The sequence below is a fragment of the Anaeromyxobacter dehalogenans 2CP-1 genome (assembly GCF_000022145.1).
GTDB lineage: Bacteria > Myxococcota > Myxococcia > Myxococcales > Anaeromyxobacteraceae > Anaeromyxobacter > Anaeromyxobacter dehalogenans.
The window spans coordinates 2,012,643-2,037,394 of the sequence record NC_011891.1 but is presented as its reverse complement, the minus strand read 5'-3'; the positions used below and the strand labels follow the sequence as shown (position 1 = coordinate 2,037,394).

The 24,752-nt window shown below is 74.1% G+C and carries 23 protein-coding genes; 14 read left to right on the top strand and 9 right to left on the bottom strand.

Annotation, left to right across the window (positions count from 1 at the left end):
* Positions 1-242: 242 nt before the first annotated feature.
* From A2CP1_RS09140 to A2CP1_RS09115, 6 genes are read left to right on the top strand one after another with little or no spacing between them, the layout of a single operon-like run.
* A complete protein-coding gene (locus tag A2CP1_RS09140; RefSeq protein ID WP_012633086.1) occupies positions 243-995 on the top strand; it encodes an ABC transporter ATP-binding protein in 753 nt (250 codons plus the stop codon).
* Positions 992-1,723 carry an ABC transporter ATP-binding protein gene (locus A2CP1_RS09135; RefSeq protein WP_012633085.1) on the top strand — a complete coding sequence of 244 codons (732 nt, stop codon included), beginning with the start codon at positions 992-994 and terminating at the stop codon, positions 1,721-1,723. The genes A2CP1_RS09140 and A2CP1_RS09135 overlap by 4 nt, the downstream gene beginning before the upstream one ends.
* 27 nt (positions 1,724-1,750) lie before the next feature.
* Positions 1,751-2,965 carry an ABC transporter substrate-binding protein gene (locus A2CP1_RS09130; RefSeq protein WP_012633084.1) on the top strand — a complete coding sequence of 405 codons (1,215 nt, stop codon included), beginning with the start codon at positions 1,751-1,753 and terminating at the stop codon, positions 2,963-2,965.
* 57 nt (positions 2,966-3,022) lie between these two features.
* A complete protein-coding gene (locus A2CP1_RS09125) occupies positions 3,023-3,889 on the top strand; it encodes a branched-chain amino acid ABC transporter permease (protein WP_011421190.1) in 867 nt (288 codons plus the stop codon).
* The gene (locus A2CP1_RS09120; protein ID WP_012633083.1) at positions 3,890-4,831 is read left to right on the top strand and encodes a branched-chain amino acid ABC transporter permease; all 942 of its coding nucleotides are present in this window, start codon (positions 3,890-3,892) and stop codon (positions 4,829-4,831) included.
* Positions 4,828-5,613: a 3-hydroxybutyrate dehydrogenase gene (locus A2CP1_RS09115; protein WP_012633082.1), complete on the top strand. Its 786-nt coding sequence runs from the start codon at positions 4,828-4,830 to the stop codon at positions 5,611-5,613. The genes A2CP1_RS09120 and A2CP1_RS09115 overlap by 4 nt, the downstream gene beginning before the upstream one ends.
* Positions 5,614-5,715: 102 nt before the next feature.
* Here A2CP1_RS09115 and A2CP1_RS09110 read toward each other — a convergent pair whose 3' ends face one another.
* The 5 genes from A2CP1_RS09110 to A2CP1_RS09090 all read right to left on the bottom strand — a co-directional run bounded on the left by A2CP1_RS09110 (position 5,716) and on the right by A2CP1_RS09090 (position 10,234).
* Positions 5,716-6,843: a DUF4382 domain-containing protein gene (locus tag A2CP1_RS09110; RefSeq protein WP_012633081.1), complete on the bottom strand. Its 1,128-nt coding sequence runs from the start codon at positions 6,841-6,843 to the stop codon at positions 5,716-5,718.
* A gap of 287 nt (positions 6,844-7,130) precedes the next feature.
* The gene (locus tag A2CP1_RS09105; RefSeq protein ID WP_012633080.1) at positions 7,131-7,634 is read right to left on the bottom strand and encodes an asparaginase; all 504 of its coding nucleotides are present in this window, start codon (positions 7,632-7,634) and stop codon (positions 7,131-7,133) included.
* Between the two features lies 1 nt (position 7,635).
* Positions 7,636-8,844, bottom strand: coding sequence for an MFS transporter (locus A2CP1_RS09100; RefSeq protein ID WP_012633079.1), 1,209 nt, complete (start codon positions 8,842-8,844; stop codon positions 7,636-7,638).
* A gap of 123 nt (positions 8,845-8,967) precedes the next feature.
* A complete protein-coding gene (locus A2CP1_RS09095) occupies positions 8,968-9,714 on the bottom strand; it encodes a zf-HC2 domain-containing protein (RefSeq protein ID WP_012633078.1) in 747 nt (248 codons plus the stop codon).
* Positions 9,701-10,234 carry an RNA polymerase sigma factor gene (locus A2CP1_RS09090; protein ID WP_245530022.1) on the bottom strand — a complete coding sequence of 178 codons (534 nt, stop codon included), beginning with the start codon at positions 10,232-10,234 and terminating at the stop codon, positions 9,701-9,703. Before A2CP1_RS09090 ends, A2CP1_RS09095 begins: the two co-directional genes overlap by 14 nt.
* A gap of 174 nt (positions 10,235-10,408) precedes the next feature.
* On the opposite strand from A2CP1_RS09090, the gene A2CP1_RS09085 reads away from it, so the two are divergent.
* The 4 genes from A2CP1_RS09085 (at position 10,409) to A2CP1_RS09070 (ending at position 14,436) form a co-directional block, all read left to right on the top strand.
* Positions 10,409-11,605 (top strand): cytochrome c biogenesis protein CcdA, encoded by a 1,197-nt coding sequence (locus A2CP1_RS09085; RefSeq protein WP_012633076.1) that lies wholly within the window; start codon positions 10,409-10,411, stop codon positions 11,603-11,605.
* A gap of 162 nt (positions 11,606-11,767) precedes the next feature.
* Positions 11,768-12,235, top strand: a complete 468-nt coding sequence (locus A2CP1_RS09080) for an aminoacyl-tRNA deacylase (RefSeq protein ID WP_012633075.1) — start codon at positions 11,768-11,770, stop codon at positions 12,233-12,235.
* Positions 12,236-12,300: 65 nt separating this feature from the next.
* A complete protein-coding gene (locus A2CP1_RS09075; RefSeq protein ID WP_012633071.1) occupies positions 12,301-13,584 on the top strand; it encodes an IS1182-like element ISAde2 family transposase in 1,284 nt (427 codons plus the stop codon).
* 318 nt (positions 13,585-13,902) lie between these two features.
* Positions 13,903-14,436 carry a hypothetical protein gene (locus A2CP1_RS09070; RefSeq protein WP_012633074.1) on the top strand — a complete coding sequence of 178 codons (534 nt, stop codon included), beginning with the start codon at positions 13,903-13,905 and terminating at the stop codon, positions 14,434-14,436.
* 173 nt (positions 14,437-14,609) lie between these two features.
* Here A2CP1_RS09070 and A2CP1_RS09065 read toward each other — a convergent pair whose 3' ends face one another.
* The 4 genes from A2CP1_RS09065 to A2CP1_RS09050 all read right to left on the bottom strand — a co-directional run bounded on the left by A2CP1_RS09065 (position 14,610) and on the right by A2CP1_RS09050 (position 19,130).
* Entirely contained in the window at positions 14,610-14,996 is a 387-nt protein-coding gene (locus tag A2CP1_RS09065; RefSeq protein WP_012633073.1) for a hypothetical protein, read from the bottom strand.
* Positions 14,997-15,136: 140 nt separating this feature from the next.
* Positions 15,137-15,628: a membrane protein gene (locus A2CP1_RS09060; RefSeq protein ID WP_012633072.1), complete on the bottom strand. Its 492-nt coding sequence runs from the start codon at positions 15,626-15,628 to the stop codon at positions 15,137-15,139.
* A 372-nt stretch (positions 15,629-16,000) separates the two neighbouring features.
* On the bottom strand, positions 16,001-17,284 hold the full coding sequence (locus tag A2CP1_RS09055) for an IS1182-like element ISAde2 family transposase (protein WP_012633071.1): 1,284 nt from the start codon (positions 17,282-17,284) through the stop codon (positions 16,001-16,003).
* Between the two features lie 76 nt (positions 17,285-17,360).
* The gene (locus tag A2CP1_RS09050) at positions 17,361-19,130 is read right to left on the bottom strand and encodes a hypothetical protein (RefSeq protein ID WP_012633070.1); all 1,770 of its coding nucleotides are present in this window, start codon (positions 19,128-19,130) and stop codon (positions 17,361-17,363) included.
* 295 nt (positions 19,131-19,425) lie between these two features.
* Between A2CP1_RS09050 and A2CP1_RS09045 the strand changes: the two genes are divergently transcribed.
* From A2CP1_RS09045 to A2CP1_RS09030, 4 genes are all read left to right on the top strand, one after another.
* Complete coding sequence (locus A2CP1_RS09045; protein WP_012633069.1) at positions 19,426-19,815, top strand: hypothetical protein; 390 nt, start codon at positions 19,426-19,428, stop codon at positions 19,813-19,815.
* A 236-nt stretch (positions 19,816-20,051) separates the two neighbouring features.
* Entirely contained in the window at positions 20,052-21,674 is a 1,623-nt protein-coding gene (locus A2CP1_RS09040; RefSeq protein ID WP_012633068.1) for a transporter substrate-binding domain-containing protein, read from the top strand.
* The gene (locus A2CP1_RS09035) at positions 21,671-23,086 is read left to right on the top strand and encodes a sigma-54-dependent transcriptional regulator (RefSeq protein ID WP_012633067.1); all 1,416 of its coding nucleotides are present in this window, start codon (positions 21,671-21,673) and stop codon (positions 23,084-23,086) included. The genes A2CP1_RS09040 and A2CP1_RS09035 overlap by 4 nt, the downstream gene beginning before the upstream one ends.
* A gap of 260 nt (positions 23,087-23,346) precedes the next feature.
* On the top strand, positions 23,347-24,690 hold the full coding sequence (locus A2CP1_RS09030) for an anaerobic C4-dicarboxylate transporter (RefSeq protein ID WP_012633066.1): 1,344 nt from the start codon (positions 23,347-23,349) through the stop codon (positions 24,688-24,690).
* The last annotated feature ends 62 nt before the right edge of the window (positions 24,691-24,752 follow it).

Sequence of the window (24,752 nt, the reverse complement as noted above, 5' to 3'; positions counted from 1 at the left end):
GGCGAAGCTCGGCCGTCCCAACGACTCTGGGTCGGGGCGAAACGACTCTGGGTCGGGAGGCGGCGGGGTCGGGAGGCGGCGGCGCGCGCGGCCTCGACGCGCTGCGCGATCCCTCCCGGGCCGCGATGACGCTCCGTGCGGGTCGATCCGTTCACGCTGAGCGCGTCCTTCACGGGGTGGCACACCTCGACAGGCCGTATCGTCCTGCTTAATGGAGCCTTCCCCGGGTGCGGCGGAGGCGTATGGACGGCGAGACGATCCTGGAGACGCGGGAGCTGGTGAAGGCGTTCCAGGGGTTCGTGGCGGTGAACGGCGTCTCGCTGCGCGTCGCGCGCGGCAGCATCCACGCGCTCATCGGGCCGAACGGCGCGGGCAAGACCACCGTCTTCAACCTGCTCACCCGCTTCCTCCCCGCGACCCGGGGCAGCATCCTGTTCCGCGGCGAGGACATCACCCGCGCCCGCCCCGCCGAGATCGCGCGCCGCGGGCTGGTCCGCTCGTTCCAGGTCTCGGCGGTGTTCCCGGACCTGACCGCGCTCGAGAACGTGCGGGTGGCGCTGCAGCGCGGGCTCGGCACCTCCTTCCACTTCTGGCGCCCGGAGCGCTCGCTCTCGGTCCTCGACGCGCGCGCCCGCGAGCTGCTCGCGGCGGTGGGGCTGGAGGGGCAGGAGCAGGTCACCACCGTCGAGCTGCCCTACGGCCGCAAGCGCGCGCTGGAGATCGCCACCACGCTCGCGCTCGAGCCGGAGGTGATGCTGCTCGACGAGCCGACCCAGGGCATGGGGCACGAGGACGTCGGGCGCGTGGTCGGCCTCATCCGCCAGGTGGCCGCCGGGCGCACGGTGGTGCTGGTCGAGCACAACCTCTCGGTGGTGCGCGACCTCGCCGACCGCGTCACGGTGCTGGCGCGCGGGAGCGTGCTCGCCGAGGGGACCTACGACGAGGTCTCGCGCGACCCCGCGGTGCTCGAGGCGTACATCGGGGCGTCCCCGTGACGGCGCCCTTCCCCGCCCCGGCGCCGGCCGGCGAGATGCTGCGCGTCTCCGGCCTGCACGCGTTCTACGGTGAGTCGCACGTGCTCCACGGCGTGGACCTCGCGGTCGCCGCCGGGGAGGTGGTCACGCTGCTCGGCCGGAACGGCTCGGGCCGCACCACCACGCTGAAGGCCATCCTGGGGCTCACCGGCCGCCGCACCGGGTCGGTGGTGGTGAACGGGCGCGAGACCGTCCGCATGCCCACGCACCGGATCGTGCACCTGGGCGTCGGCTACTGCCCGGAGGAGCGCGGGATCTTCTCGCGCCTCACCGCCGAGGAGAACCTCACGCTGCTCCCCGAGGTGCGCAGCGGCGGCATGCCGCTCGAGCGCATCTACGAGATGTTCCCGAACCTGTGGGAGCGCCGGAGGAGCCCCGGCTCACGCCTCTCCGGCGGCGAGCAGCAGATGCTGGCGCTCGCCCGGATCCTGCGCACCGGCGCGCGCCTGCTGCTGCTCGACGAGATCACCGAGGGGCTCGCCCCGGTGATCGTCCAGGCGCTGGGGCGGGCCGTCCGCGCCCTGAAGGACCACGGGTTCACGCTGGTGCTGGTGGAGCAGAACTTCCGCTTCGTCGCGCCGCTCGCCGATCGGCACCTGCTCGTCGAGCGCGGCCGGGTGGTCGGCGAGGTGGCGCGCGCCGAGCTGGAGTCACGGATGGAGTCGCTGCAGCGGTTCCTGGGCGTCTGACGCCCGCACACACGGATGGGAGGAAGCATGCACCGGTTCGCCCTCGCCCTCGTCACCGCCGGCCTCGCCGCCGGCGCGGCGCCCGCCCCCGCCGCGGAGAAGCTCTCCGACGGCAAGGTCAAGCTCGGCGTCCTCACCGACATGACCGGCTACTACGCCGACCTGGCCGGCCCCGGCTCGGTGGTGGCGGCGCGGATCGCCGTGGAGGACTTCGGCGGCAAGGTCCTCGGCAAGCCCGTCGAGCTCGTCTCCGCCGACCACCAGCTCAAGGCCGACGTCGCCTCCAACATCGCGCGCAAGTGGATCGACGAGGGCCAGGTGGACGCCATCGTGGACCTGGTCTCCTCGTCCACCGCCGGCGCGGTGATGCCGGTCGCGGCGGAGAAGAAGCGCATCACGCTGCTCTCCGGCCCGGGCACCACCGCGTTCACCGGCGAGAAGTGCACCCGGTACAACGTGCACTACACCTACAACAACTGGGCGCTCGCGAACGGCACCGGCCGCGAGGTGGTGAAGCAGGGCGGCGACTCCTGGTTCTTCCTGACCGCCGACTACATCTTCGGGAAGTCGCTGGAGGAGGACACCACCAAGGTGGTGAAGGCGGCCGGCGGCAAGGTGCTCGGCGCCGCGCGCTACCCCTCCCCCGGGACCACCGACTTCTCCAGCTACCTGCTGCAGGCGCAGGGCTCCGGCGCGAAGATCGTCGGCCTCGCGAACGCCGGCGCGGACACCGTGAACTCCATCCGCCAGGCCGAGGAGTTCGGCATCACGCCGAAGCAGAGCCTGGCCGGCCTGCTCGTGTTCATCACCGACGTGCACAGCCTCGGGCTCGAGGCGGCCAAGGGCATGTACCTCACCACCGCGTTCTACTGGGACCTGAACGACGAGACGCGCAAGTGGTCGCGGCGCTTCTTCCAGAAGCACGGGAAGATGCCGACCATGGTCCAGGCCGGCGTGTACTCGTCGGTCATGCACTACCTGAAGGCGGTGCAGGCGGCCGGCACCGACGACGCCGACGCGGTGATGGCGAAGATGCGCGAGACGCCGGTGAGCGACTTCTTCGCGAAGAACGCCCGCATCGGGCCCGACGGGCTGCTGCGCCACGACATGTACCTCGCCCGCGTGAAGGCGCCGAAGGACTCGAAGCAGCCCTGGGACTACTACCAGATCGTGAAGACCATCCCGGCCGCCGAGGCGTTCCCCTCGGTCGAGGCCCAGGCCTGCCCGCTGGCGAAGAGGTAGCCCCGCGCGCCCGGCGCCGCGCCGCCCGCCGGCGGCGCGCGCCGGGCCCCGTCCCCCATGACCCAGGCGCTCTTCGGCCAGCTCTTCCTCGGCCTCATCAACGGCGCGTTCTACGCGCTCCTCTCGCTGGGCCTCGCGGTCATCTTCGGCCTGCTCGACGTGGTGAACTTCGCCCACGGCGCGCAGTACATGATGGGCGCCTTCGCCGCGTGGATGGGGCTCACGTACCTGGGCGTCCCCTACGGCTGGGCGCTCCTGCTCGCGCCGCTCGCGGTGGGCCTCGTCGGCATGGCCGTCGAGCGGACGCTGCTGCGCCGCCTGCAGGGGCTGGATCCGCTCTACGGCCTGCTGCTCACGTTCGGCCTCACGCTCATCGCGGAGGGGCTGTTCCATCACGCCTACGGCAACTCCGGCTTCGCCTACCCGGTGCCGGGCTGGCTGCGCGGCGGCGTGAACCTCGGCTTCATGTTCCTGCCGCTGTACCGCGCCTGGGCGGTGGGCCTGTCGCTGGCGGTGTGCCTCGCCTGCTGGTTCGTCATCGAGCGGACCAAGCTGGGCGCGTACCTGCGCGCCGGCACGGAGAACCCGAAGCTGCTGCAGGCGTTCGGGGTGAACGTGCCGCTCATGTTCACGCTCACCTACGGCTTCGGCGCGGCGCTCGCCGCGTTCGCCGGCGTGGTGGCCGCGCCGGTGTACCAGGTGACGCCGCTCATGGGGTCGAGCGTCATCATGGTGGTGTTCGCGGTGGTGGTGATCGGCGGCATGGGGTCGATCGGCGGCGCCATCGTCACCGGCCTCGGCGTCGGGCTGCTCGAGGGCCTGACGCGCTTCTGGTACCCGCCCGCCTCCAGCGTGGTGGTGTTCGTGGTGATGGCGCTCGTGCTGCTGGTGCGCCCCGCCGGGCTGTTCGGGAGGGAGCGCTAGATGCCCGGGCGGCTCGTCACCTGGGGCTGGCTGGCCCTGCTCGCCGCGGGGCTGGCCGCGCCGTTCGTGGTGTACCCGGTCTTCGCCATGAACGTGCTCTGCCTGGCGCTGTTCGCGAGCGCGTTCAACCTGCTGCTCGGCTACACCGGGCTGCTCTCCTTCGGCCACGCCGCGTTCCTGGGCGCGTCCGCCTACGCCACCGGCTGGGCGCTGCGGAGCTGGGGGCTGCCGCCGGAGGTGGCGGTGCTGCTCGGCACCGCGCTCGCCGCCGCGCTGGGCCTCGTGTTCGGGGCGCTCGCCATCCGGCGCTCCGGCATCTACTTCGCGATGATCACGCTGGGCTTCGCGCAGCTCGTGTACTTCCTGGTGGTCCAGCTGCCCTGGACCGGCGGCGAGGACGGGCTGCAGGGCATCCCGCGCGGCCGCGCGCTCGGGCTGATCCCGCTCGACGACCCGCGCACCGCCTACTGGTTCGTGTACGCCGCGTTCCTGGCCGGCTTCTGGCTGCTCCACCGCGCCATCCACTCCCCGTTCGGCCACGTGCTCCGCGCCATCCGCGAGAACGAGCCGCGCGCGGTCTCGCTCGGCTACGACGTGGCCCGCTACAAGCTGCTCGCGTTCGTGCTCTCGGCCGGCGTCTCCGGCCTGGCGGGCGGGCTGAAGGCGGTGGTGCTCCAGTTCGCCTCGCTCTCCGACGTGCACTGGCACCGGTCGGGCGAGGTGGTGCTCATGACCCTGCTCGGCGGCATGGGCACGGTGCTCGGGCCTTCGGTGGGGGCGCTGCTGGTGGTGGCGCTCGAGAACTACCTTGCCGACACCGGCTCGTGGGTGACGGTGATCACCGGCGCGGTGTTCGTCGCCTGCGTGGTCGCGTTCCGCCGCGGGATCGTGGGCGAGGTCCGCGCGCTGGTGCGGCGGTCGTTCACCGGAGGGAAGCCATGAGCGCTGGGCTGGACGGGCGGGCCGCGCTGGTCACCGGCGCGGCGAGCGGCATCGGCCGCGAGATCGCGGAGCAGCTCGCGCGGGAGGGCGCCCGGGTGGTTCTGGCCGACCTCGACGCCGCGGGCGCCGGGCAGGCCGCCGCCGCGCTGGCGGCCCAGGGGCTCGTGGCGCAGGGCATCGGCTGCGACGTCACCCGCGAGGCGGACGTGGAGCGGGCGGTCGCCGCGGTGCTCGCCGCGCACGGGCGGCTCGACGTGCTCGTGAACAACGCCGGGCTGCAGCACGTGGCGCCGCTCGACGCGTTCCCCACCGAGAAGTTCGAGCTGCTGCTGCGGGTCATGCTGGTCGGGCCGTTCCTCGCCACCAAGCACGCGTTCCCGGTCATGCGCCGGCAGCGGCACGGGCGCGTCGTGAACGTGGCGTCGGTGAACGGCCTCGTCGGCTTCGCCGGGAAGGCGGCCTACAACAGCGCGAAGCACGGGCTGCTCGGGCTCACCAAGGTGGCCGCGCTGGAGGGCGCCGCCGACGGCATCACCGTGAACGCGCTCTGCCCGGGCTACGTGGACACGCCGCTCGTGCGCAACCAGCTCGCCGACCTGGCCCGCACCCGCGGCGTGCCGCTGGAGCGCGTGCTGGAGGACGTCATCTACCCGCTCGTCCCGCAGCGGCGGCTGCTCTCGCCGCGCGAGGTGGCCGACTACGCGCTGTTCCTGGCGAGCGACCGCGCCGCCGGGGTCACCGGGTCGGCGGCGGTGGTCGACGGCGGCTACACCGCGCAGTAGGGCGTGGCCGGAAAGGCACGGCCCCGCCGCCCGGCGATGGGCAGCGGGGCCGTCTCCCCTCCCGATCCACGGGGCTGCGCCCCGGGATCCGGTCCTGCGCGGCTACGGCGCCGTGAGCGCCACGTTCGCGGTGGCGCCGTTCGTCACGGTCGCGGCCACCGGCGCGGCCACGGCGTGGCCGGTCTGGTCGCCGTTCGCGTCGAACGTGTCGCGCGTGAGCACCAGCGAGTAGGCGCCGGTGGGCAGGTCCGGCGCCGCGAACGTCTCGGTCGCGGCCACCACCGGGGTGACCTCGCGGACGATCAGGTTCACCGGCGTCGCCCCGAACGGCTGGACGACCTGCAGCAGGTCGCGCTGCGTGTCGGTCGCGATGGGCGTCACCGCGCCGTTGATGCCGCCGTGCTCGGCCGCCACGGTGAGCGCGACGTCCTGCACCGGCAGCGGCGCCGCCGCGGTGAGCTCGATCGGCCCGCTCGCGAAGGTCTGGTAGACCGTGCCGCCGACCACCGGCTGCGTGACCACGTAATAGGTCGTGGCGACCGGCAGCAGGCCGACCGCGTACTTGCCGTCGGCGCCCGTCACGGTGGCGCGGACCACGCTCGGCGCGCCGCCCTCGACCGTCTCGACGAGCACCGTGGCGCCCGCCACCGCCGTGCCGCCCGCGGTGACCGTGCCGGAGATGGTGCCGGTGACCACCTGGTCGAACGCGCGCACCACCGGGCGGAGGATGTACTGGTCGGAGTTGCCGGCGCGGTGGACGAAGATCGACTTGTGGGCGTCGAAGTCGATGAAGACGTCCTTGGTGGTGCCGGGCTCGACGTCGAAGTTGACGGTGAGCTTCACCCCCGACTGCATGCCCGAGGGCACCTTGAGCGGCTGCGGCTCGGCGATGCCGTCCACCACCACGGTGTTGTCCGGCCCGAGCAGCAGGCGCATCTGCCCGTAGTGACCCGCCGCGATCGGCGCGTTCTCGGCCAGCGTCTTGCTCAGGCCGTTGGTGAGCGTGAGCAGGTCGATCGGGCCGCCGGTCCAGGTGCCCAGCGTCTGCCAGCCGTCCGGTCCGTCGATCTGCACCTCGCGGACGTCGAGGAACAGCTGCGTGTAGTCGCCGGGCGCGTCCACCAGGCGGACGTTGATCCGGGCGGGCGCGTCGTTGCTGGACGAGCCGCACGCGGCGAGACCGAGCGCGAGCGCGCCAGCGAGCGCGATGCGAAGACCCTGAAGCTTCATGTACGAACCTCCTTCGATGACCAGGGGAGCGACGCCAGCAACCGGGCTGGCGGTCGCAACCTTGAACACTCGGGGCCGGGAAACGCTCCTCTCAGGCCCTGAATTTCCGGAAGACGACCTTCACCCACCTCCGACGACCACGCCGCCCCCGGGTTGCGCGACACCACGCCAGGGCACAGCGAGGCCGCGCGTCCGCGACGCTGCGACGCAGCGGGGAGAAGCTCCCGTCCGAGTCGGGTGCGGCGCGCTCGACCAGCGCGCGCGTCGAGTCCGGTGGCCGGACGCGCTCAGGCGAGGTCTTCGAAGGTCCCGGTCTGCCGGTTCTTGCGGACCTTGTCGCCCGGGAACACGCGGCCGTTCATGGCCACGTAGACGCCGGGCGGCAGCACCTGCACGAACGAGAGCGCGCTGCCGAGGTTGAAGAGCCCGTCGGAGCTGCCGAACGCGTACGGGATCATCGCGCCGGTGAGCACCACGGTCTTGCCGAGGCCGGCGGCGAGGAGCGCCCGCGCCGTCTCGGCCATGGTGTCGGTGCCGTGGGTCACCAGGATGCGGTCCTCGGCGGCGGAGCGGCAGCTCTCCACGATGATCCGCCGGTCGCCGTCGGTCATGTCGAGGCTGTCCACCATCATGAGGTTCCGGACGCTCACGTCGAGGCGGCAGCGCGCCAGCCGCAGCATCTCCGGCAGGTGCGTGTCCTTGAAGTAGAGCCGACCGGACAGCTCGTCGTACTCCTTGTCGAAGGTACCGCCGGTGACGAACACGCGGATGGGCTGGCTCACGGGGCGCATTCTAATCCCCTCGGGCCGGGTTGCCGCGGGAACCGTCGCGCGCCGGGGCCGGGTCGCGCCGCAGCCCGAGCGCCCAGAGGGCCAGCGCGGCGGCGAGGAACGCCGCGCCCGCCGCGCACACGCCCGCCCAGCCGCGGGCGGTCCAGGCCCAGGTGCCCACCGCGGTCCCGAGCGCGCCGCCGGCGAAGTAGGTCACCATGTAGATCGTGTTCATGCGGCTGCGCGCCTCCGGCCGGCGCCCGTGCACCCGCGCCAGGTTGGAGACGTGGTTGCCCTGCACCCCCACGTCGAGGAGCAGCACCCCCGCCACCAGCGCGGGGACGCTCCCGCTCGCGGCGAACACCGCGAATCCGGCCAGCGCCACCACGATGGAGATGCCGGCGTTCGCGCGCGGGCGGGTGCGGTCGGCGAGCCGCCCCAGCACCGGCGCCGCCAGCGCGCCCGCGGCCCCGAGCACCCCGAACAGCCCGGCCACGTCCGGCCCGAGCCCGTGCCGCGCCTCGAGCTGGAACGCGAGCGTGCTCCAGAACACGCTGAACGCCGCGAACCCGAGCGCGCCGAGCGCCGCCGCCTCCCGGAGCACCGGCTCCTCGCGCGCGATGTCGAGCATCGACCGGAGCAGCTCCGGGTACGGCATGGAGGCGTCCGGCTCGCTCCGCGGGAGCAGCGCCCGGAGCGCCGCCGCCAGCGCCACCATGAGCGCCGCCGCCACCACGTACACCGCGCGCCAGCCCAGGTGCGCGCCCAGGAAGCCGCTCGCGGTGCGCGCGAGCAGGATGCCCACCAGCAGCCCGCCCATCACCGCGCCCACCGCGCGGCCGCGCTCCTCCGGCGGCGCGACGTGCGCGGCGAGCGGGAGCGCCAGCTGCGGCACCACCGTGGTCATCCCCACCGCCAGCGACGCGCCCGCCAGCACCGGCAGCGTCGGCGACGCCGCCACCGCGACCAGCGCCACCGCCACCGCGCCGAGCAGCGCCAGCATGAGCCGGCGCCGCTCCAGCACGTCGCCGAGCGGCACGAACAGGAACATGCCGGCGCCGTACCCGACCTGCGTCAGCATCGAGACCACCCCCACCGCCCGCGGCGAGGTGGAGAACGTGCGCGCCACCTCGGGGAGGAGCGGCTGCAGCAGGTACAGGTTGCCCACGCTGGCGCCCGCCGCGACGGCGAGCACGAGCACGATGAACCGGACGGAGGGGGCGGCGGACACGGCCGGACGTTTTAGATCCGATCCGGCCGCCGCGCTCGCGGAACCGTCGGCCCGGGCCGTCAGCCGCGGGGCGCGGCATCCCGCGCTCCGCTCCCGCCGAGCCCCGTCGCGCGATCGGGCGCGTCAGCCGCGCGGCGCGTCGAACAGCGCCAGGAGCGCGGGCGGATCCAGCTCGGACACCGCCAGCGCCGGCTGCCCCAGCGGCACCGCGCAGACCCGCTCGCCGAGCGGCCCGGCGGTGCAGCTCGCGCCGCCCCGCGCCACCCGCTCCACCGCCGCCGACGCCGGCGAGCCCACGCCCGGAACGAGCACGGTCAGCGCGCGCTCGCCCACCCGGTACAGGAGGTGCGCGGCCGGCTGCCCGCCCAGCGCGCACCGGCGCGCGCCGAGCAGCGTCGCGCCGGGCAGGTCGGGCACCGGGACCGTGAAGCCCAGCGCGCCCTCGAGCCAGGAGGCCACCGCGCCCGCGTCGCGCGACTCGAACTCGCAGGGCGAGGCGCGCGAGAAGGAGCGCAGGTGCGTGCGCTCCGCGTCGGAGGCGAGGCCGCGATCCAGGCCCGCCCTGCCCCGCCCCGCCAGCCAGACCCCGCCGGCGATCCCTCCGACCGCGAGCGCCAGGCCCGCCGCGAGCGCCGCCGCCCGGAAGGCCGGGCGGAGTGCGCGCCGCGCCGGCAGGACCTGCCGCGCCGCCCGGGCCGGGCCCGCGCCGCGCCGGAGCGCCGCGCCCAGCCGCCCGAACGCCGCCGCCGCCGCCGCACAGCCGGGGCAGCCGGCGAGGTGGGCCTCCACCCGCACCCGCTCCATCCGCTCGACCTCGCCGTCGAGCCAGGCCGAGACGCGCTCGTTCCACTCCGGGCTACAGGCCGACATGGCGGTCCTCCTCGCGCAGGCGGCCGGCGAGCTCCCGCCGCGCCCGCGCCAGCCGCGAGCGCACCGTGCCCACCGGGCACCCCTGCACGCGCGCGATCTCCTGGTACGACAGATCCTCCACCTCGCGCAGCCACAGCGCCTCGCGCCACTCCGGCGGCAGCGCGGCGAGCGCCGCCGAGAGCCCGTCCCCGAGCGCGCGGGCCAGCAGCGCCTCCTCGGCGGTGGGGGCCGCGTCCGGCGTCGCCTCCGCCGCGCGCCCGCCCTCCAGCACCTCCAGCCGCGGCCGCAGCCCGCGCACCGCGTTCAGGTGGATGGATCGCTGCAGGGCCCCGAGCCAGCCGCGCAGCCGGGCCGGGTCGCGCAGCTCCTCCTGCCGCTCCAGCGCGCGCACCAGCGTCTCCTGCACGAGGTCGTCCGCGTCGGCGGCGCTGCGCGCGAGGCGGCGCCCGTTCCGGCGGAGGAACGGGACCTGCGCGAGCGCACGCTGGAGGAAGCCGCCGGCCACCGGAGGGTGAGACACGCGGAGCCGCGAAAAGGTTCCCGGCGCCGGCCCGGCGACCCGCCCGAGCGGCGCGCGCGGGAACTTTCCGGCCGGCCGGACGTGTCCAGGGGGCGCCGGCCCGCGTCCAGCGGGCGGCCGGGGCTCCCACATCGGCCCCGTGACGCCGGGCCCGCGCCCGGGGAGAATCCAGAGATGGGCTTCGATCTGCCCGGCCTGTTCGCCGCCGGGATCCTCACCTTCGCCTCCCCCTGCGTCCTGCCGCTGGTGCCGGTCTACCTGTCGCTGCTCGGCGGCGCGTCGGTGGAGGCGCTCCGCCGGGGCGAGCGGCCGCGCGGGCTGGTCCCATCGGCGATCGCGTTCTCGCTCGGCCTCGCGGCGGTGTTCGTGGCGCTCGGCGCCGGGGCGAGCGCGGCGGGCGAGGCGCTCTCGGCGCACCGGGACGCGCTGCTGGCGGTGTCCGGCGCGCTGGTCGTCGCGCTCGGCCTGAAGGTGCTCGGCGTGCTCCGGCTGCCCGCGCTCGACGTGGAGCGGCGGCCGTGGCTGGCGCGCGTGCGGCCCGGCGGCTCGCTCGCGGCGTCGTTCGCGTTCGGCGGGGCGTTCGCGCTCGGCTGGACCCCCTGCGTCGGCCCGGTCCTCGGCTCGGTGCTCACCTGGACCGCGTCCGCCGGCGCGAGCCCGGCCCGCGGCGCGCTCTACCTCGGCACGTACGCGGCCGGCCTGGTGACCCCGCTCGTCCTCGCGGCCGCCTTCGCGGGGCGCGCGCTCGCCTGGCTCGACCGGCTGAAGCGGCAGCTGCCCCGGCTCGAGAAGGCGACCGGGCTGCTGCTGGTGGGCGCCGGGATCCTGCTCGCCACCGATCGGCTCATGGTGCTGATGCCGCGGGCGGGCGGCGCCGCGGCAGAGGAGGTCGCGGCGGGCGCTCCGGCGGTCCCCTCGACCCCGTCCGTCGCGTCGGCCCGGCCGGCCGGGGCCGACGCGCCGGCGGTCTGCACCGACGCGTCCTCGGCCGCCTGCGCGGTGGCGGTGCCCGACGCGCCCGGCGCGGCGCCCGCGGCCATTCCGCCGCGGCACGGCCCGGCGCTGGTCGAGATCGTGAGCCGGAGCTGCCCGGTCTGCCGGCGGATGGAGCCGGTGGTGGCCGCCGCGGAGCACGGCTGCCCGGGCGCGCGGGTGGAGCGGCACACGGTGGAGGCGCCGGAGGGCGCGGCGCTGGCGCGCGCGCACCGGGTGGTGGCCGTGCCCACGTTCCTGGCGCTCGACGGCGCCGGCCGCGAGGTGCAGCGGCTGGTGGGCGAGCAGTCTCTCGACGCGCTGGTGGACGCGCTGCAGCGCCTCTCCGGCCGGCTGTGCCAGGCCGCGCCGGCGGCGCCGCGACCCGCCGCGGGCTGAGCGATCCTCGAGCGCTGGGCGCGGCGCCGCGCGCCGCGGGGGCACGCCCGCCCGCGGCAACCCCGAAGACCCACGCCTGGCCCCGGTCGCGGGCGCGCCGCGCCGCGCCGGCGGGGGCACGATCGCCGCGTAGCCCATCTCTCGAGACGGGAGCGAACGGTCATGATCCCGATGATGATCGAGGCGCACCTGAAGGAGCATCACCGGGGGTACGAGCTGCACACGCACCCCTTCGCCATGTCGGCGCAGGACCTCGCCGCCACCGAGCACGTCTCCGGCCACCGCGTCGCGAAGGCGGTGGTGGTGCGGCTCGACGGCAAGTACGCGATCGCGGTGGTGTCGGCCGCCGAGAAGGTCCGGCTCGGCGTGCTCGAGGAGGCGACCGGCGCCGCCGCCGAGCTGGTCCCCGAGCACGAGCTCGCGGAGCACTTCCGGCCCTGCGACCCGGGCGCGGAGCCGCCGCTCGGCCTGTTCGGCGCGCCGATCTTCGTGGACGCCACGCTGGCCCACGCGCCGCGCCTGCTGATGCCCGCCGGGACGTACATGGACTCCGTCCTGCTCGACACCGCCGAGTGGATGCGCTGCGAGCAGGTGCAGCCGGTCGCCAACCTGGGCGCGCCGGTGCACTGAGAGAGCGTGAAGGAATCGGCCGGTGCCCCATGGACTGTGGCCGCCGGCCGTGATCTTCTCGGGGCGTGAGCGAACACGACGCGCCGCGGGTGGTGAGGCCGGTCCGAAATCAACTCTCGCTGCAGCCGACGGACCTCGAAGCGCTGGTCCCGGACGAGCACCCGGTTCGCGCCATCTGGACGTTGGTCGAGCGGCTGGACCTGTCGGCGTTCTACGACGAGATCGCGTCGCGCGGCAGCAATGCTGGGCGGCCAGCAACGGACCCGGCGGTGCTGCTCGCGCTGTGGCTGTTCGCCAACTCGGAGGGCGTGGGGAGCGCGCGGTTGCTCGAGCGGCTGTGCGAGCGGGACGCGCCCTACCGCTGGATCTGCGGCGGGGTGCCGGTGAACCACCATACGCTCGCCGACTTTCGCGTGGAGCACGGGAAGAAGCTCGACCGGCTCATGACGCAGGTGCTGGCCGCGCTCATGAAGGAAGGCGTGGTGCAGCTCCGGCGCGTGGCGCAGGACGGGATGAAGGTCCGGGCGAGCGCCGGCGCGGCGAGCTTCCGGCGTCGTCAGTCACTGGAGCGCTGCCGCAAAGAAGCCGAGGAACAGGTCCGAAAGCTCAGGCGCGAGATCGAGAGCGATCCGTCAGCTTCGACGAAGCGTGTTCAGGCTGCGAAGGAGCGGGCCGCGCAAGCTCGGCTCGATGCCGTCGAGGCCGCACTTGCGGAGGTCGAAGTCGTCGAGAAGCAGCGCGTCGAGCGAGACGAGAAGAAGCCCTCGGACGCGAGGCGTCGCGGCGAGATCCGCGTCAGCACCACGGACGCGGAGAGCCGCGTGATGAAGATGGCGGACGGTGGGTTCCGGCCCGCCTACAACGTGCAGTTCGCGACGGACGAGAGCGGTGTCATCGTGGGCACCGACGTCACGAACAACGGTACCGACCAGCCGCACGTCGTGCCGATGCTCGACGAGATCCGGCGCCGAACGGGCGAGACGCCACGCGAGTACCTGGTCGACGGTGGCTTCGTGACGCTCGACAACATCGAGGCCATCGCAGAGCGGGGCGCGACTCCGTATGCGCCGCTGCCGAAGCCGAAGAGCAAAGCCGTCGATCCGCACGCTCCGAAGCGCAACGACACACCTGCGATCGGGGCCTGGCGCGTGCGGATGGGGACAGAGGACGCCAAGCGCGTCTACGTGCAGCGCGGCGTCCTCGCCGAGAGGACGAACGCAGATCTCCGTGTGCACCGGCGACTCGACCGGCTGAACGTCCGAGGGCTGGTAAAGGTGAAGACGATCGTGCTGCTCGCCGCGATCAGCTTCAACATCATGCGTCTCGTCGCGAGCAGACTCTCGGCCTAATCGCCTCCGGACGGGACTCCCGGCGCCGGACCGAGCTCCGCCGGCTGAACGAGCCCTCCGACGCCCCTGCGTCCCCGAAGGTGGGCGCGTCTCGACCCCGGGCGCCTGCCCGCGCCGCTTCCCTCAGCGCGGACGGATTACTTCACGGTCCCTGACAGCACGAGCGGGCGCGAAAGCGCCCGCCCTGCGCTCCGTCACCGGGGCCGCCGAGGCGCTCGCCCCGCTGCGCGCCGCCCCGGCGCCCGCTGCCGCTGCGAAGCCGGCCGCCGCTCCCCACCGTGAGGGAGCGCGGCGGGCTCGCCGCGGGGAGGCGGGAACATGACGGCGCGGCGATGGGCGATCGGGGCGGCCATCTCGGCGGGCCTGCTGCTCGCGGCCGGCGCGCGGGCGCAAGGGGAGCGCGCGCAGGAGGACGGGCGCGGGCCAGCGGGCGGGGAGCGTGCGCAGCCCGAGGCGCCGCGCAAGGCGAAGGGTGACGCGACCAAGGCGGCGCCGCACGCGACAGGGGAGCACGCGGCCGCCGCGAGCCAGGCGCCGCGCGCGAAGGGCGGCGAGGCGGCCGGCACGCCCCACGCCCGCAAGGCGGTGCCGCAGCAGCGGAGCGCGCAGGACGTCCGGCGCCCGGTGCACGGGCGGCGGGGCGGCACGGGCGCGGAGCGGCGGACCACGGCCGGCGAGCAGGTGGGCGCGGCGTCCGGCGCGAGCGCCGAGAGCCCGGTCGAGCCACCCGGGCCGCGCACCGGCGGCGAGGAGGACTCCCACGCCGGCGGGGGCACCTCGTCGAGCGGCGACACCGCCACCGGCGGCTGGTCGGGGAGCTCGAACCCCGATCCCACCCAGGACCGGCGTTGAGAGCACCTCCCGTCGCCGCGGCGGCCGATCCGCGTCGCATCGCGTCGTTGATCCTCCCTCACATGCCTCGGGGCATGCTCGGTCGTCGCGCCTCGCGCTGCCCGCGGCTCGACCGCCTGGCTCGGTCCGGGGATGGATTCACGCGCTCTGAGCGGAGGTTCACGTTCGGTGGATCAGCGCCGGCGCAGCACGGTGCTGGTCCAGCTCGCGCCCTGACGCTCCGGCCCGGTCTCCGGCCTCACCTCGCCGGCCTCGATGGCGCGCGCCAGGTCGGCGCGCTCGGCCGGCGTGAGGTCCGGCGAGACGACCTCCACCAGCCGCACCCCGCCGCGAGGACCGGGCGAGAGCCGCACCACCACGCGCTCCACGCCGGTCAGCGAGCGCTCGTCGAGCGGCAGCGATCGCAGGGCGGGATCCTGGTCCGGGCGCGCGAAGGCGGTGCGGCGCTCCGGCAGCGGGCCGGTGGCGGCCGGCGGGCCGGCGCAGGCGAGGGCGAGGAGCAGGGTCGCGCCGGCGGCGGCGCGGCCGGCGGCGGCGAGCCGGACGCGGACGGTGACCATGGCGTGATCCTACACCCGCGGGCCGCGCGGCCGGGCGCCGCGCCCCCGGAACGCCGGGTGCACCCCGAGTGCGCAGGGGCCGGCCGCGGGAGCGCGCGCAGGCCGCGCGTGCCTCCGCCCGCCGCGATGGCGACGAACGGCTACTCGCGGGCGAGGCCGTTCGCGGTGAGCGCCACCGCGTCGCCGACTCGGAACGGGGCGTAGCCCTGGTACACGTGGCGCTCGACGCCGCCGTCCTCGTAGCGCACGAACACCTCGTAGCTGCGGTACTCCGCGTTCGAGCCCTGGCTGGCCGCCGCGCCGATCATGGCGCCGCCGACCGCGCCCACCACTGCGCCGCCCGCGCTGGCGTGGGTGTGCGCGTAGCCGTAGCGGTCGTAGTGCGTGTGGCCACCGAGCGCGCTGCCGAGCAGGCCGCCGATCACCGCGCCGGCCACCGCGCCGGCGCCGGGGTTGCCCTGCTGCTTCTGGACCACCTCGCGGATCGACTCGACGCGGCCGTAGCGGACCCAGTCGCCGCCCCCGCCGCCGTACGGATCTCCCCAGGTGCGCGTGCTCGTGGTGGTCGTCACGCAGGCGGGGAGGAGCAGGGTCGGGACCAGCGCGAGGGCGAGCAGGGCGGGCTTCTTCATGGAGCGTCTCCGGGCTGGGCCGGCGGCGGGCGCCGGGCATCCATCCTCCCGGATCTGCATGCGCCGCACCAGCCCCGGACCGTCCGGCCGATCAATGAAATCGGGCGCTTAGGGTCCGCTTCCCCCGACCGAGAGTAATGCGTCGCCCCCGGAGGGCGTGAATCCACGGCACGCCGTGGCGTGACTCACCCGGGTGGGACCTCAGGACGTCGGGGCGGCTCAGGGACCGTGAAGTAATCCGTCCGCGCTGCGGGTGCGGCGCGGGCAGGCGCCCGGGGTCGAGCGCGCCCACCTTCGGGGACGCGGGGGCGTCGGAGGGCTCGTTCAGCCGGCGGAGCTCGGTCCGGCGCCGGGAGTCCCGTCCGGAGGCGATTAGGCCGAGAGTCTGCTCGCGACGAGACGCATGATGTTGAAGCTGATCGCGGCGAGCAGCACGATCGTCTTCACCTTTACCAGCCCTCGGACGTTCAGCCGGTCGAGTCGCCGGTGCACACGGAGATCTGCGTTCGTCCTCTCGGCGAGGACGCCGCGCTGCACGTAGACGCGCTTGGCGTCCTCTGTCCCCATCCGCACGCGCCAGGCCCCGATCGCAGGTGTGTCGTTGCGCTTCGGAGCGTGCGGATCGACGGCTTTGCTCTTCGGCTTCGGCAGCGGCGCATACGGAGTCGCGCCCCGCTCTGCGATGGCCTCGATGTTGTCGAGCGTCACGAAGCCACCGTCGACCAGGTACTCGCGTGGCGTCTCGCCCGTTCGGCGCCGGATCTCGTCGAGCATCGGCACGACGTGCGGCTGGTCGGTACCGTTGTTCGTGACGTCGGTGCCCACGATGACACCGCTCTCGTCCGTCGCGAACTGCACGTTGTAGGCGGGCCGGAACCCACCGTCCGCCATCTTCATCACGCGGCTCTCCGCGTCCGTGGTGCTGACGCGGATCTCGCCGCGACGCCTCGCGTCCGAGGGCTTCTTCTCGTCTCGCTCGACGCGCTGCTTCTCGACGACTTCGACCTCCGCAAGTGCGGCCTCGACGGCATCGAGCCGAGCTTGCGCGGCCCGCTCCTTCGCAGCCTGAACACGCTTCGTCGAAGCTGACGGATCGCTCTCGATCTCGCGCCTGAGCTTTCGGACCTGTTCCTCGGCTTCTTTGCGGCAGCGCTCCAGTGACTGACGACGCCGGAAGCTCGCCGCGCCGGCGCTCGCCCGGACCTTCATCCCGTCCTGCGCCACGCGCCGGAGCTGCACCACGCCTTCCTTCATGAGCGCGGCCAGCACCTGCGTCATGAGCCGGTCGAGCTTCTTCCCGTGCTCCACGCGAAAGTCGGCGAGCGTATGGTGGTTCACCGGCACCCCGCCGCAGATCCAGCGGTAGGGCGCGTCCCGCTCGCACAGCCGCTCGAGCAACCGCGCGCTCCCCACGCCCTCCGAGTTGGCGAACAGCCACAGCGCGAGCAGCACCGCCGGGTCCGTTGCTGGCCGCCCAGCATTGCTGCCGCGCGACGCGATCTCGTCGTAGAACGCCGACAGGTCCAGCCGCTCGACCAACGTCCAGATGGCGCGAACCGGGTGCTCGTCCGGGACCAGCGCTTCGAGGTCCGTCGGCTGCAGCGAGAGTTGATTTCGGACCGGCCTCACCACCCGCGGCGCGTCGTGTTCGCTCACGCCCCGAGAAGATCACGGCCGGCGGCCCCAGTCCATGGGGCACCGGCCGATTCCTTCACGCTCTCTCAGCGCTCGCTCAGCCCAGCTCGAGCCAGGAGAACCAGACCGGGTGGTTCGCCTTGTACCACTCGAGCACGCGGCGGACCGCCTCCTGCTTCTCACGCGGCACCACCCGCTCGTCCACCCGGTCGAAGTGGACGCGGATCTTCTCGCGGTCGTGCTCGAGCGCCTGGGAGAACATGGTCTGCAGCTCGTTCCGGATCCGGCCCGAGTCGGAGATCTTCACCGGGCGCTGCGTGTGGTCCACCCCCGACATGAACCGGACCAGCAGCGGGCTGAACACGTGCCGCGCCTGCTCGAGCGGCTCCATGAGCCGGAACGTGAACGCGATCTGCGCGGACGCGCTGTGCGTGGCGAGCCGGGTGGTGACCCGGTAGACGCCGTCGCGCACCTTCGTGACGCCCGGGCTCCCGGTGTACGGGTCGTCGCACATGTACCCGGTGCTCGCGAGCACGCGCCAGCTCTTCTCCGGCAGGAAGTCGGCGGCGCGCAGCACCCGCCGACCGAGCGGCATGTTGGACACGTCCGCCTCGCGGATGGCCTCGGCGTAGCTCTCGACCTTGCCCACCTCGAGCTCGCGCCCGCCGAACACGTCGGTGAGCCGGCGCGCGAAGTCCGGCGCGGCCGGATCGAGCTGCATGATCCGCCCCTCGGCGTCGCAGGGCAGCTCGAACGACGGCGAGAACGGCGCCATGGTGGTCTCGACGTCGAGCACCTCCGACAGGCTGGCCGCCTGCACCGCCTCCGCGGTCGCGGCGTAGCCGTCGGTGAGGAACACGTGCGTCGCGCCCTCGGCGTCCTTCCAGCTCCCCACCAGGAACGTGGGCGCGTAGGTGCCCGAGTCGGTGAACACGGCCACGCCGGACGGCGCCTTCCAGCCGTCCTCTACGAGGTCCACGCCGAGCGACTTCCACTCCTCCCACAGCTTGCCGAGGCGGGCCACGCGGCTCTTCCCGCGCAGCGTCCAGACGTGGACGTTCTCGCGGCGGATGCCCGGGTACGTCGCCTCGATCGCCTCGACCACCTGGCGGCGCGGCGTGCGGTAGTCGAGCAGCACCGAGGCGCGCTCGGCCGACTGCGCCACCGCCCGCGGCACGGTGAGGCTGCCCATGTACGACTCGTACGGCCGAGACATGGTCAGCGGTGAGTCGAACAGGTGGAACACCGCCATCGGCCCGGTGGGCTTCCCCTCGGCGAAGCGCGAGGTGTTCTCGAGCGTGTCCACCGCCGCGCCCCACACGGTGATGCCGCGCTTCTGCAGCCACCCGTAGAAGTCGTCGAAGGAGTGCGAGGGGTCGTTGAGCAGGCGGCGCACCGCGCGATCCACCAGCCGCGCCACCTCGGGCCGGGCGTACACGCGCCCGAATCCGAGCAGCGGGTTCGCGCCCATCTCCGGCGTCTCGCCCGCCTTGGGCATGAGCCCCTCGCCCAGCGACACCATGATGGCGTGGTTCTCGGGGAGCGTCCGGGTGAGGTGCCAGAGGCCCTCGCTCATCACGTAGGCGCTGATCGCGTCGGCGCCCTTCTTCACCTGGTTGTAGGCGGCCTTGTCCTTGCCCGCGCCGCCGCCGTAGTCGCCGAACAGCCGCGTGCCGAGCGCGGTCGCGGCCGAGGTCATGGCCAGGCAGCGGGCGATGCCGCGCGGCGTGAACGAGAACGCGGAGACCGGCTCGGTCTGCGCGCGCTCGACCTCGACGTCCTCCAGCCAGAGGTGGAAGCGGAGGAGCACGGGCCGGGTGTCGAACGCCCACTGCGCGACCAGGTTTCGCTTTTCCGTGTCGGTCACAGGATCTCCGGAAGGTGCGGCCGCGACGGTGCGGCGCGGCGGCATTGTAGAGGAAGGTCGGGCACTTTTGGGTCAGGATCGAAAAGCCGTCAATCCGGACTTCGAGTGACGGTGGGATCCCTCGATCCGGTGGCCAACGCTCCCTGCGGCCCGCGTGGACCCGCGCGGCCCGGGCCAGCGAGACGCCGGCGCAGCACGGTCGGGCCCCGCGCGAAGGCCGCACGCGCCCGGAGCGTCCGGGCGGCGGGGCATCGCCCGGACCGAGTGTCCACCGTCTTGAGACGAGGGCTCGATCATGACTGCGCCGCTCATCTCGCCCACCATCCACGGCATCCTCGACTACCTGCTCGGAGCGGTGCTCGTCCTGGCGCCATCCGTGCTCGGCCTGCCCGCCGGGCCCGCGGTGATCGCGTACGCGGTGGGCGGCGCGCACCTCGGGATGTCGCTGCTCACCGGCTACGCCCCCGGCGCGTTGCGCGTGATCCCGTTCTGGGCGCACGGCGCCGTCGAGGCGGCCGGCTGGGCCGGGCTGCTCGTGTTCCTGGGCCTGCTCACCGCGCCGGCCGACGGGCTGTTCCTCGCGTCCGGCGTGGGGATCCTGATCGTCTCGGCGCTCACCGACTACGGCGTCGAGGCCGACGGCGTCCGCCTGCGCGCGCGGCGCCACGCGCACGCGCGGCCCTGACGCGGGCGGGCGGCGCGGCAGCCGCTCCCGGTGCGAGGCGGCGCGTCGCTTGAGCGCCCGGGCGCGACGGCCTACGGTACGGGGAGGAGGACGCCATCCCCGGGACCCGGCTCGCCGCCCCGCGCACCCTCGCCGCGCTCGGCCGCGCGGCGCTCGCGGCGCTCGTCGCCGCCGCGGCGAACGCCGGGGCCGTCCGCGCCGAGCCGCCCCCCGCCGCGCCGCCGGCGCGGACCGTGGTGGTCGGTGGCGACCGCGACTACCCGCCCTACGAGTTCCTCGACCGCGACGGGAAGCCCGCCGGCTTCAACGTCGAGCTGACCCGCGCCATCGCCGAGGTGACGGGGATGCGGGTGGAGATCCGCCTGGGCGCGTGGTCGGAGATGCGCGCCGCGCTCGCCGCCGGGCGCATCGACGCGCTGCAGGGCATGTCCTGGTCGGAGCAGCGGGCCGCGGAGGTGGACTTCTCGCCGCCGCACCTCGTGGTGAACCACGCCATCTTCGCGCGCAAGGGCACGCCCGCGGTGGCGTCGCTGGAGGCGCTCCGGGGCCACGCGGTGGCGGTCCACCGCGACGGGATCATGGACGACCAGCTCACCACCCTGGGCATGGGCGACCGCCTGCTGCGCACCGACACGCCGGCGGACGCGCTGCGGCTGCTCGCGTCCGGCAAGGGCGAGTACGCGGTGGTGGCGGCGCTGCCCGGCACGTTCATCATCCGCGAGCTGAAGCTCACCAACCTCGACCCGGTGGCGCATAGCGTCGCCTCGCAGCGCTACGGGTACGCGGTCCGCAAGGGCGACGCGGCGCTCCGGTCCCGCTTCGACGAGGGGCTCGCCATCCTGAAACAGACCGGGCGCTACGAGGCGCTGCGGCAGCGCTGGCTGGGGGTGCTCGAGCCGCAGCCCGTCTCCTGGGGGAAGTTCTTCCAGTACGGCGCGGTGGTGTTCGTGCCGCTGCTGCTCGTGCTGGGCGGCACGGTGCTCTGGTCGCGCCAGCTCCAGCGCGAGGTGGCCGAGCGCACCGCCTCCCTCGCCGCGGCGGTGGAGGAGCTGCGGCTCAACCAGGCCCAGCTCGTCCAGGCCGACAAGATGGCGGCGCTGGGCGTGCTGGTCTCCGGCGTGGCCCACGAGATCAACAACCCCAACGGCTTCATCCTGCTCAACATGCCGGCGCTGAAGGACGTGTACCTCGACGCGCTGGAGGCGCTCGACCGCGACCGGCCGGACGGCGCGCCCCCGCGGCTCGGCGGGCTGCCGTTCGCGACCGCGCGCGAGGAGGTGCCGCGCATGCTCGACGAGATGCTGGACGGGGCGCGGCGCATCCGGCGCATCGTCGAGGACCTGAAGGACTTCGCGCGGCGGGAGGACGCCCCCGCGCGCGCGCCGCTCGACCTCGACGAGGTGGTGCGGGCGGCGGTGCGGCTGGTGGAGAACCCCATCCGCAAGGCGACCACGCGGTTCGAGCTGGCCCTCGACGGCGCGCTCCCGCCGGTGGTGGGGAGCGCGCAGCGCATCGAGCAGGTGATCGTGAACCTGGTGCTGAACGCCTGCCAGGCGCTGCCCTCGCCCGACCGCGCCGTGCGCGTCTCGACCCGCGCCGACGGCGCCCGAGGCGTGGTGATCTGCGAGGTCCGGGACGAGGGCGTGGGGATCCCGCCCGAGCACCTGCCGCGCCTCACCGACCCGTTCTTCACCACCAAGCGCGACAGCGGCGGGACGGGTCTCGGCCTCTCGGTGTCGTCCGGGATCGTGAAGGAGCACGGGGGGACGCTCGAGTTCCGCTCCGCGCCCGGCGCGGGGACCACCGCCACCGTCACGCTCCCGGCCGCGCCCGACGCCGGCCCCCAGGGGATCCCATGAGCGAGCCCGCGTCCACCTACCCCTCCTTCGCCGTGCTGCTGGTGGACGACGAGGCGGCCTGGCTGCGCTCCATGCGCGTGGCGCTGCAGCGCGCCGGGGTGGACCACGTGCTCGCGACGCAGGAGCCGCGCGAGGTCCCGGAGCTCCTGGCGCGCGAGCCGGTGGGTCTCGTGCTGCTCGACCTCAACATGCCCCACCTCTCCGGCGAGGCGCTGCTCGAGCGGCTCGCGGCGGAGCGGCCCGAGGTCGCGGTGATCGTCATCAGCGGCATGAACCAGGTCGAGACGGCGGTGCGCTGCGTGAAGGCCGGGGCGCTCGACTACTACGTGAAGACCGCCGAGGAGGACCGGCTGGTGGGCGGCGTGCTGCGCGCCATCCGCCTGCTCGAGCTGCAGCGCGAGAACCGCGAGATGGCGAGCCGGTTCCTCTCCGGCGACCTCCGCCACCCGGAGGCCTTCGCCGGGCTCGTCACCCAGGACCGCGCCATGCTGGCGATCTTCTCCTACGTGGAGGCGGTGGCGCGCAGTCCGCAGCCCCTGCTCGTCCAGGGCGAGAGCGGGTCGGGCAAGGAGCTCGTGGCGCGCGCTGCGCACCAGGTCTCGGGCCGGCGCGGGCCGCTCGTGGCGGTGAACGTGGCCGGGCTCGACGACACGGTGTTCGCCGACACGCTGTTCGGCCACGCCCGCGGCGCGTTCACCGGCGCCGAGCAGGCGCGCCGGGGCATGGTGGAGGAGGCGGCCGACGGGACGCTGTTCCTCGACGAGATCGGCGACCTCTCGCAGGCGTCGCAGGTGAAGCTGCTCCGGCTGCTGCAGGAGGGCGAATACTTCCCGCTCGGCAGCGACCGGCCGAAGCGGCTGCTGGCGCGCGTGATCGTGGCGACGCACCACGACCTCGCGGCCCGGCAGGCGGCGGGCACGTTCCGGCGGGACCTCTACTACCGGCTCGCCACGCACCAGGTGCGCATCCCGCCGCTGCGCGAGCGCCGCGGCGACCTCCCGCTGCTGCTCGACCACTTCCTCGCCGAGGCGGCGCGCGAGCTCGGGAAGAAGCGGCCCACCCCGCCCAGGGAGCTCGTGCCGCTGCTCGGCAGCTACGCGTTCCCCGGCAACGTGCGCGAGCTGCGCTCGATGGTGCTCGACGCGGTGAGCCTGCACCGCGAGCGCGTGCTCTCCATGGACGCGTTCGTGAAGGCCATGGCCCGCGGGGGCGCGGCGGCGCCCGCGCCGGGGGCCCTCCCGGACCGGAACCCGTTCGCCGTGGCCGAGCACCTGCCCACCATCCACGACGCGGTCGAGCTGCTGGTCGAGGAGGCGCTCTCGCGCGCCGGCGGCAGCCAGACCATCGCGGCGCGCACGCTCGGCATCACCCAGTCGGCGCTCTCGAAGCGGCTCAAGGCCGCGCGCGAGTGACCCCGCGCGCCGCGGCCCGCGCCGCGGCATCCGGTCGCGCCCGGGAACGGGCATGAGCGGGCTCATGCGCATGAGCCGGCGCATGCCGCGTGGAATCCGGCGGCCGGACGCGGGGTTCGGGCGCGGCCGCCCGGATCCGCAGGAGCCCGCTCATACCCCTCCCCCGTGCCGGCGGCGCGCGCGGCCCAGCGATCCCGCGACGTTGCTGCGCCCGGCGCCCTGGCACCGCCCGTGCTCAAGGACACGGGCGGAGGCCACACATGCTCATGTTCTGGATCCAGTTCGCCCTCGTGCTCGGCGCCATCCTGCTCGGCATCCGCCGCGGCGGCGTGGCGCTCGGGATGATCGGCGGCCTGGGCGTCGCCGTGCTGGTGTTCCTGTTCCGCGCCGCGCCGTCGGAGCCGCCCATCGCCGTCATGCTCATCATCCTGGCGGTGGTCACCACCTCCGCCACGCTGCAGGTGGCGGGCGGGCTCGACTACCTGGTGCAGCTCGCCGAGAAGCTGCTGCGGGCGCACCCGAAGTACGTGACGATCCTCGCGCCGTTCTGCACGTTCTTCCTGACCATGGCGGTGGGCACCGGGCACGCGGTGTACGCGCTGCTGCCGGTGATCGCCGACGTCGCGCTGAAGACGAAGACGCGGCCGGAGCGGCCCATGGCGGTCTCGAGCGTCGCCTCGCAGATGGGCATCACCGCGAGCCCGGTGGCCGCGGCGGTCACCACCTTCCTCGCGTTCTCCGCCAAGGCGGGCCAGCCGCTCTCGCTCTACGACATCCTCAAGATCACCATCCCCGCGGGCGTGGTGGGCGTCCTCGCGGCCGCGCTGTGGAGCATGAACCGCGGCCGGGACCTGTACTCCGACCCGGAGTTCCTGAAGAAGCTCGAGGACCCCGAGTTCCGCAAGTCGCTCGACGTCTCGGTCACCACCCTCGACAAGCAGCTCCCCCGCGCCGCCAGGCTGTCGGTGCTGCTGTTCTTCACCGGCGTCGCCACGATCGTGGTGCTCGCGCTCGACCAGGACTTCCTGCACCTCGGGCTCATCCCGCTCGTGAACGGCGGGAAGCCCGTGGCCATGACCACGGTGGTGCAGATCGTGATGCTGGCGTTCGGCGCGTTCATCCTGTTCACCGCGAAGGTGAAGGCCGCCGAGGTGGCGCGCTCGAGCGTGTTCACCGCCGGCATGATCGCGGTGGTGTCCATCTTCGGCATCGCCTGGATGAGCGACACCTTCGTCACCGCGAACAAGCCGTTCCTCATCGAGAAGATCCAGGCGATGGTGCAGGTGGCGCCCTGGACGTTCGCCGTCGCCATGTTCTGCGTGTCGGCGTTCGTGAAGAGCCAGGCCGCCACGCTCACCATCATGCTGCCGTTCGGCCTCGCGCTCGGGCTGCCCGCGACGCTGCTGCTCGGCCTCATGCCGGCGAGCTACGCCTACTTCTTCTTCTGCTTCTACCCGTCGGATCTCGCCGCCATCAACATGGACCGGACCGGTACCACGCACATCGGCAAGTACCTGCTCAACCACAGCTTCATGATCCCCGGCTTCATCGGCGTGGGGACCTCCACGGTCGTCGCGTACGCGCTCTCGCGGCTCGCGTTCTGAAGGGCGCCGCGGGCGCGGGGCGGGGCCGGCGGTGCGCGCACGGGCGCGCCGCCGGCCTCGGC

Excerpts from the sequence above, each read along its gene's own strand:
- A2CP1_RS09140 (WP_012633086.1), top strand. The coding sequence starts at position 243 with ATGGACGGCGAGACGATCCTGGAGACGCGGGAGCTGGTGAAGGCGTTC.
- A2CP1_RS09130 (WP_012633084.1), top strand. The coding sequence starts at position 1,751 with ATGCACCGGTTCGCCCTCGCCCTCGTCACCGCCGGCCTCGCCGCCGGC.
- A2CP1_RS09125 (WP_011421190.1), top strand. The coding sequence starts at position 3,023 with ATGACCCAGGCGCTCTTCGGCCAGCTCTTCCTCGGCCTCATCAACGGC.
- A2CP1_RS09120 (WP_012633083.1), top strand. The coding sequence starts at position 3,890 with ATGCCCGGGCGGCTCGTCACCTGGGGCTGGCTGGCCCTGCTCGCCGCG.
- A2CP1_RS09115 (WP_012633082.1), top strand. The coding sequence starts at position 4,828 with ATGAGCGCTGGGCTGGACGGGCGGGCCGCGCTGGTCACCGGCGCGGCG.
- A2CP1_RS09110 (WP_012633081.1), bottom strand. The coding sequence starts at position 6,843 with ATGAAGCTTCAGGGTCTTCGCATCGCGCTCGCTGGCGCGCTCGCGCTC.
- A2CP1_RS09105 (WP_012633080.1), bottom strand. The coding sequence starts at position 7,634 with ATGCGCCCCGTGAGCCAGCCCATCCGCGTGTTCGTCACCGGCGGTACC.
- A2CP1_RS09095 (WP_012633078.1), bottom strand. The coding sequence starts at position 9,714 with ATGTCGGCCTGTAGCCCGGAGTGGAACGAGCGCGTCTCGGCCTGGCTC.
- A2CP1_RS09085 (WP_012633076.1), top strand. The coding sequence starts at position 10,409 with ATGGGCTTCGATCTGCCCGGCCTGTTCGCCGCCGGGATCCTCACCTTC.
- A2CP1_RS09080 (WP_012633075.1), top strand. The coding sequence starts at position 11,768 with ATGATCCCGATGATGATCGAGGCGCACCTGAAGGAGCATCACCGGGGG.
- A2CP1_RS09070 (WP_012633074.1), top strand. The coding sequence starts at position 13,903 with ATGACGGCGCGGCGATGGGCGATCGGGGCGGCCATCTCGGCGGGCCTG.
- A2CP1_RS09065 (WP_012633073.1), bottom strand. The coding sequence starts at position 14,996 with ATGGTCACCGTCCGCGTCCGGCTCGCCGCCGCCGGCCGCGCCGCCGCC.
- A2CP1_RS09060 (WP_012633072.1), bottom strand. The coding sequence starts at position 15,628 with ATGAAGAAGCCCGCCCTGCTCGCCCTCGCGCTGGTCCCGACCCTGCTC.
- A2CP1_RS09045 (WP_012633069.1), top strand. The coding sequence starts at position 19,426 with ATGACTGCGCCGCTCATCTCGCCCACCATCCACGGCATCCTCGACTAC.
- A2CP1_RS09035 (WP_012633067.1), top strand. The coding sequence starts at position 21,671 with ATGAGCGAGCCCGCGTCCACCTACCCCTCCTTCGCCGTGCTGCTGGTG.
- A2CP1_RS09030 (WP_012633066.1), top strand. The coding sequence starts at position 23,347 with ATGCTCATGTTCTGGATCCAGTTCGCCCTCGTGCTCGGCGCCATCCTG.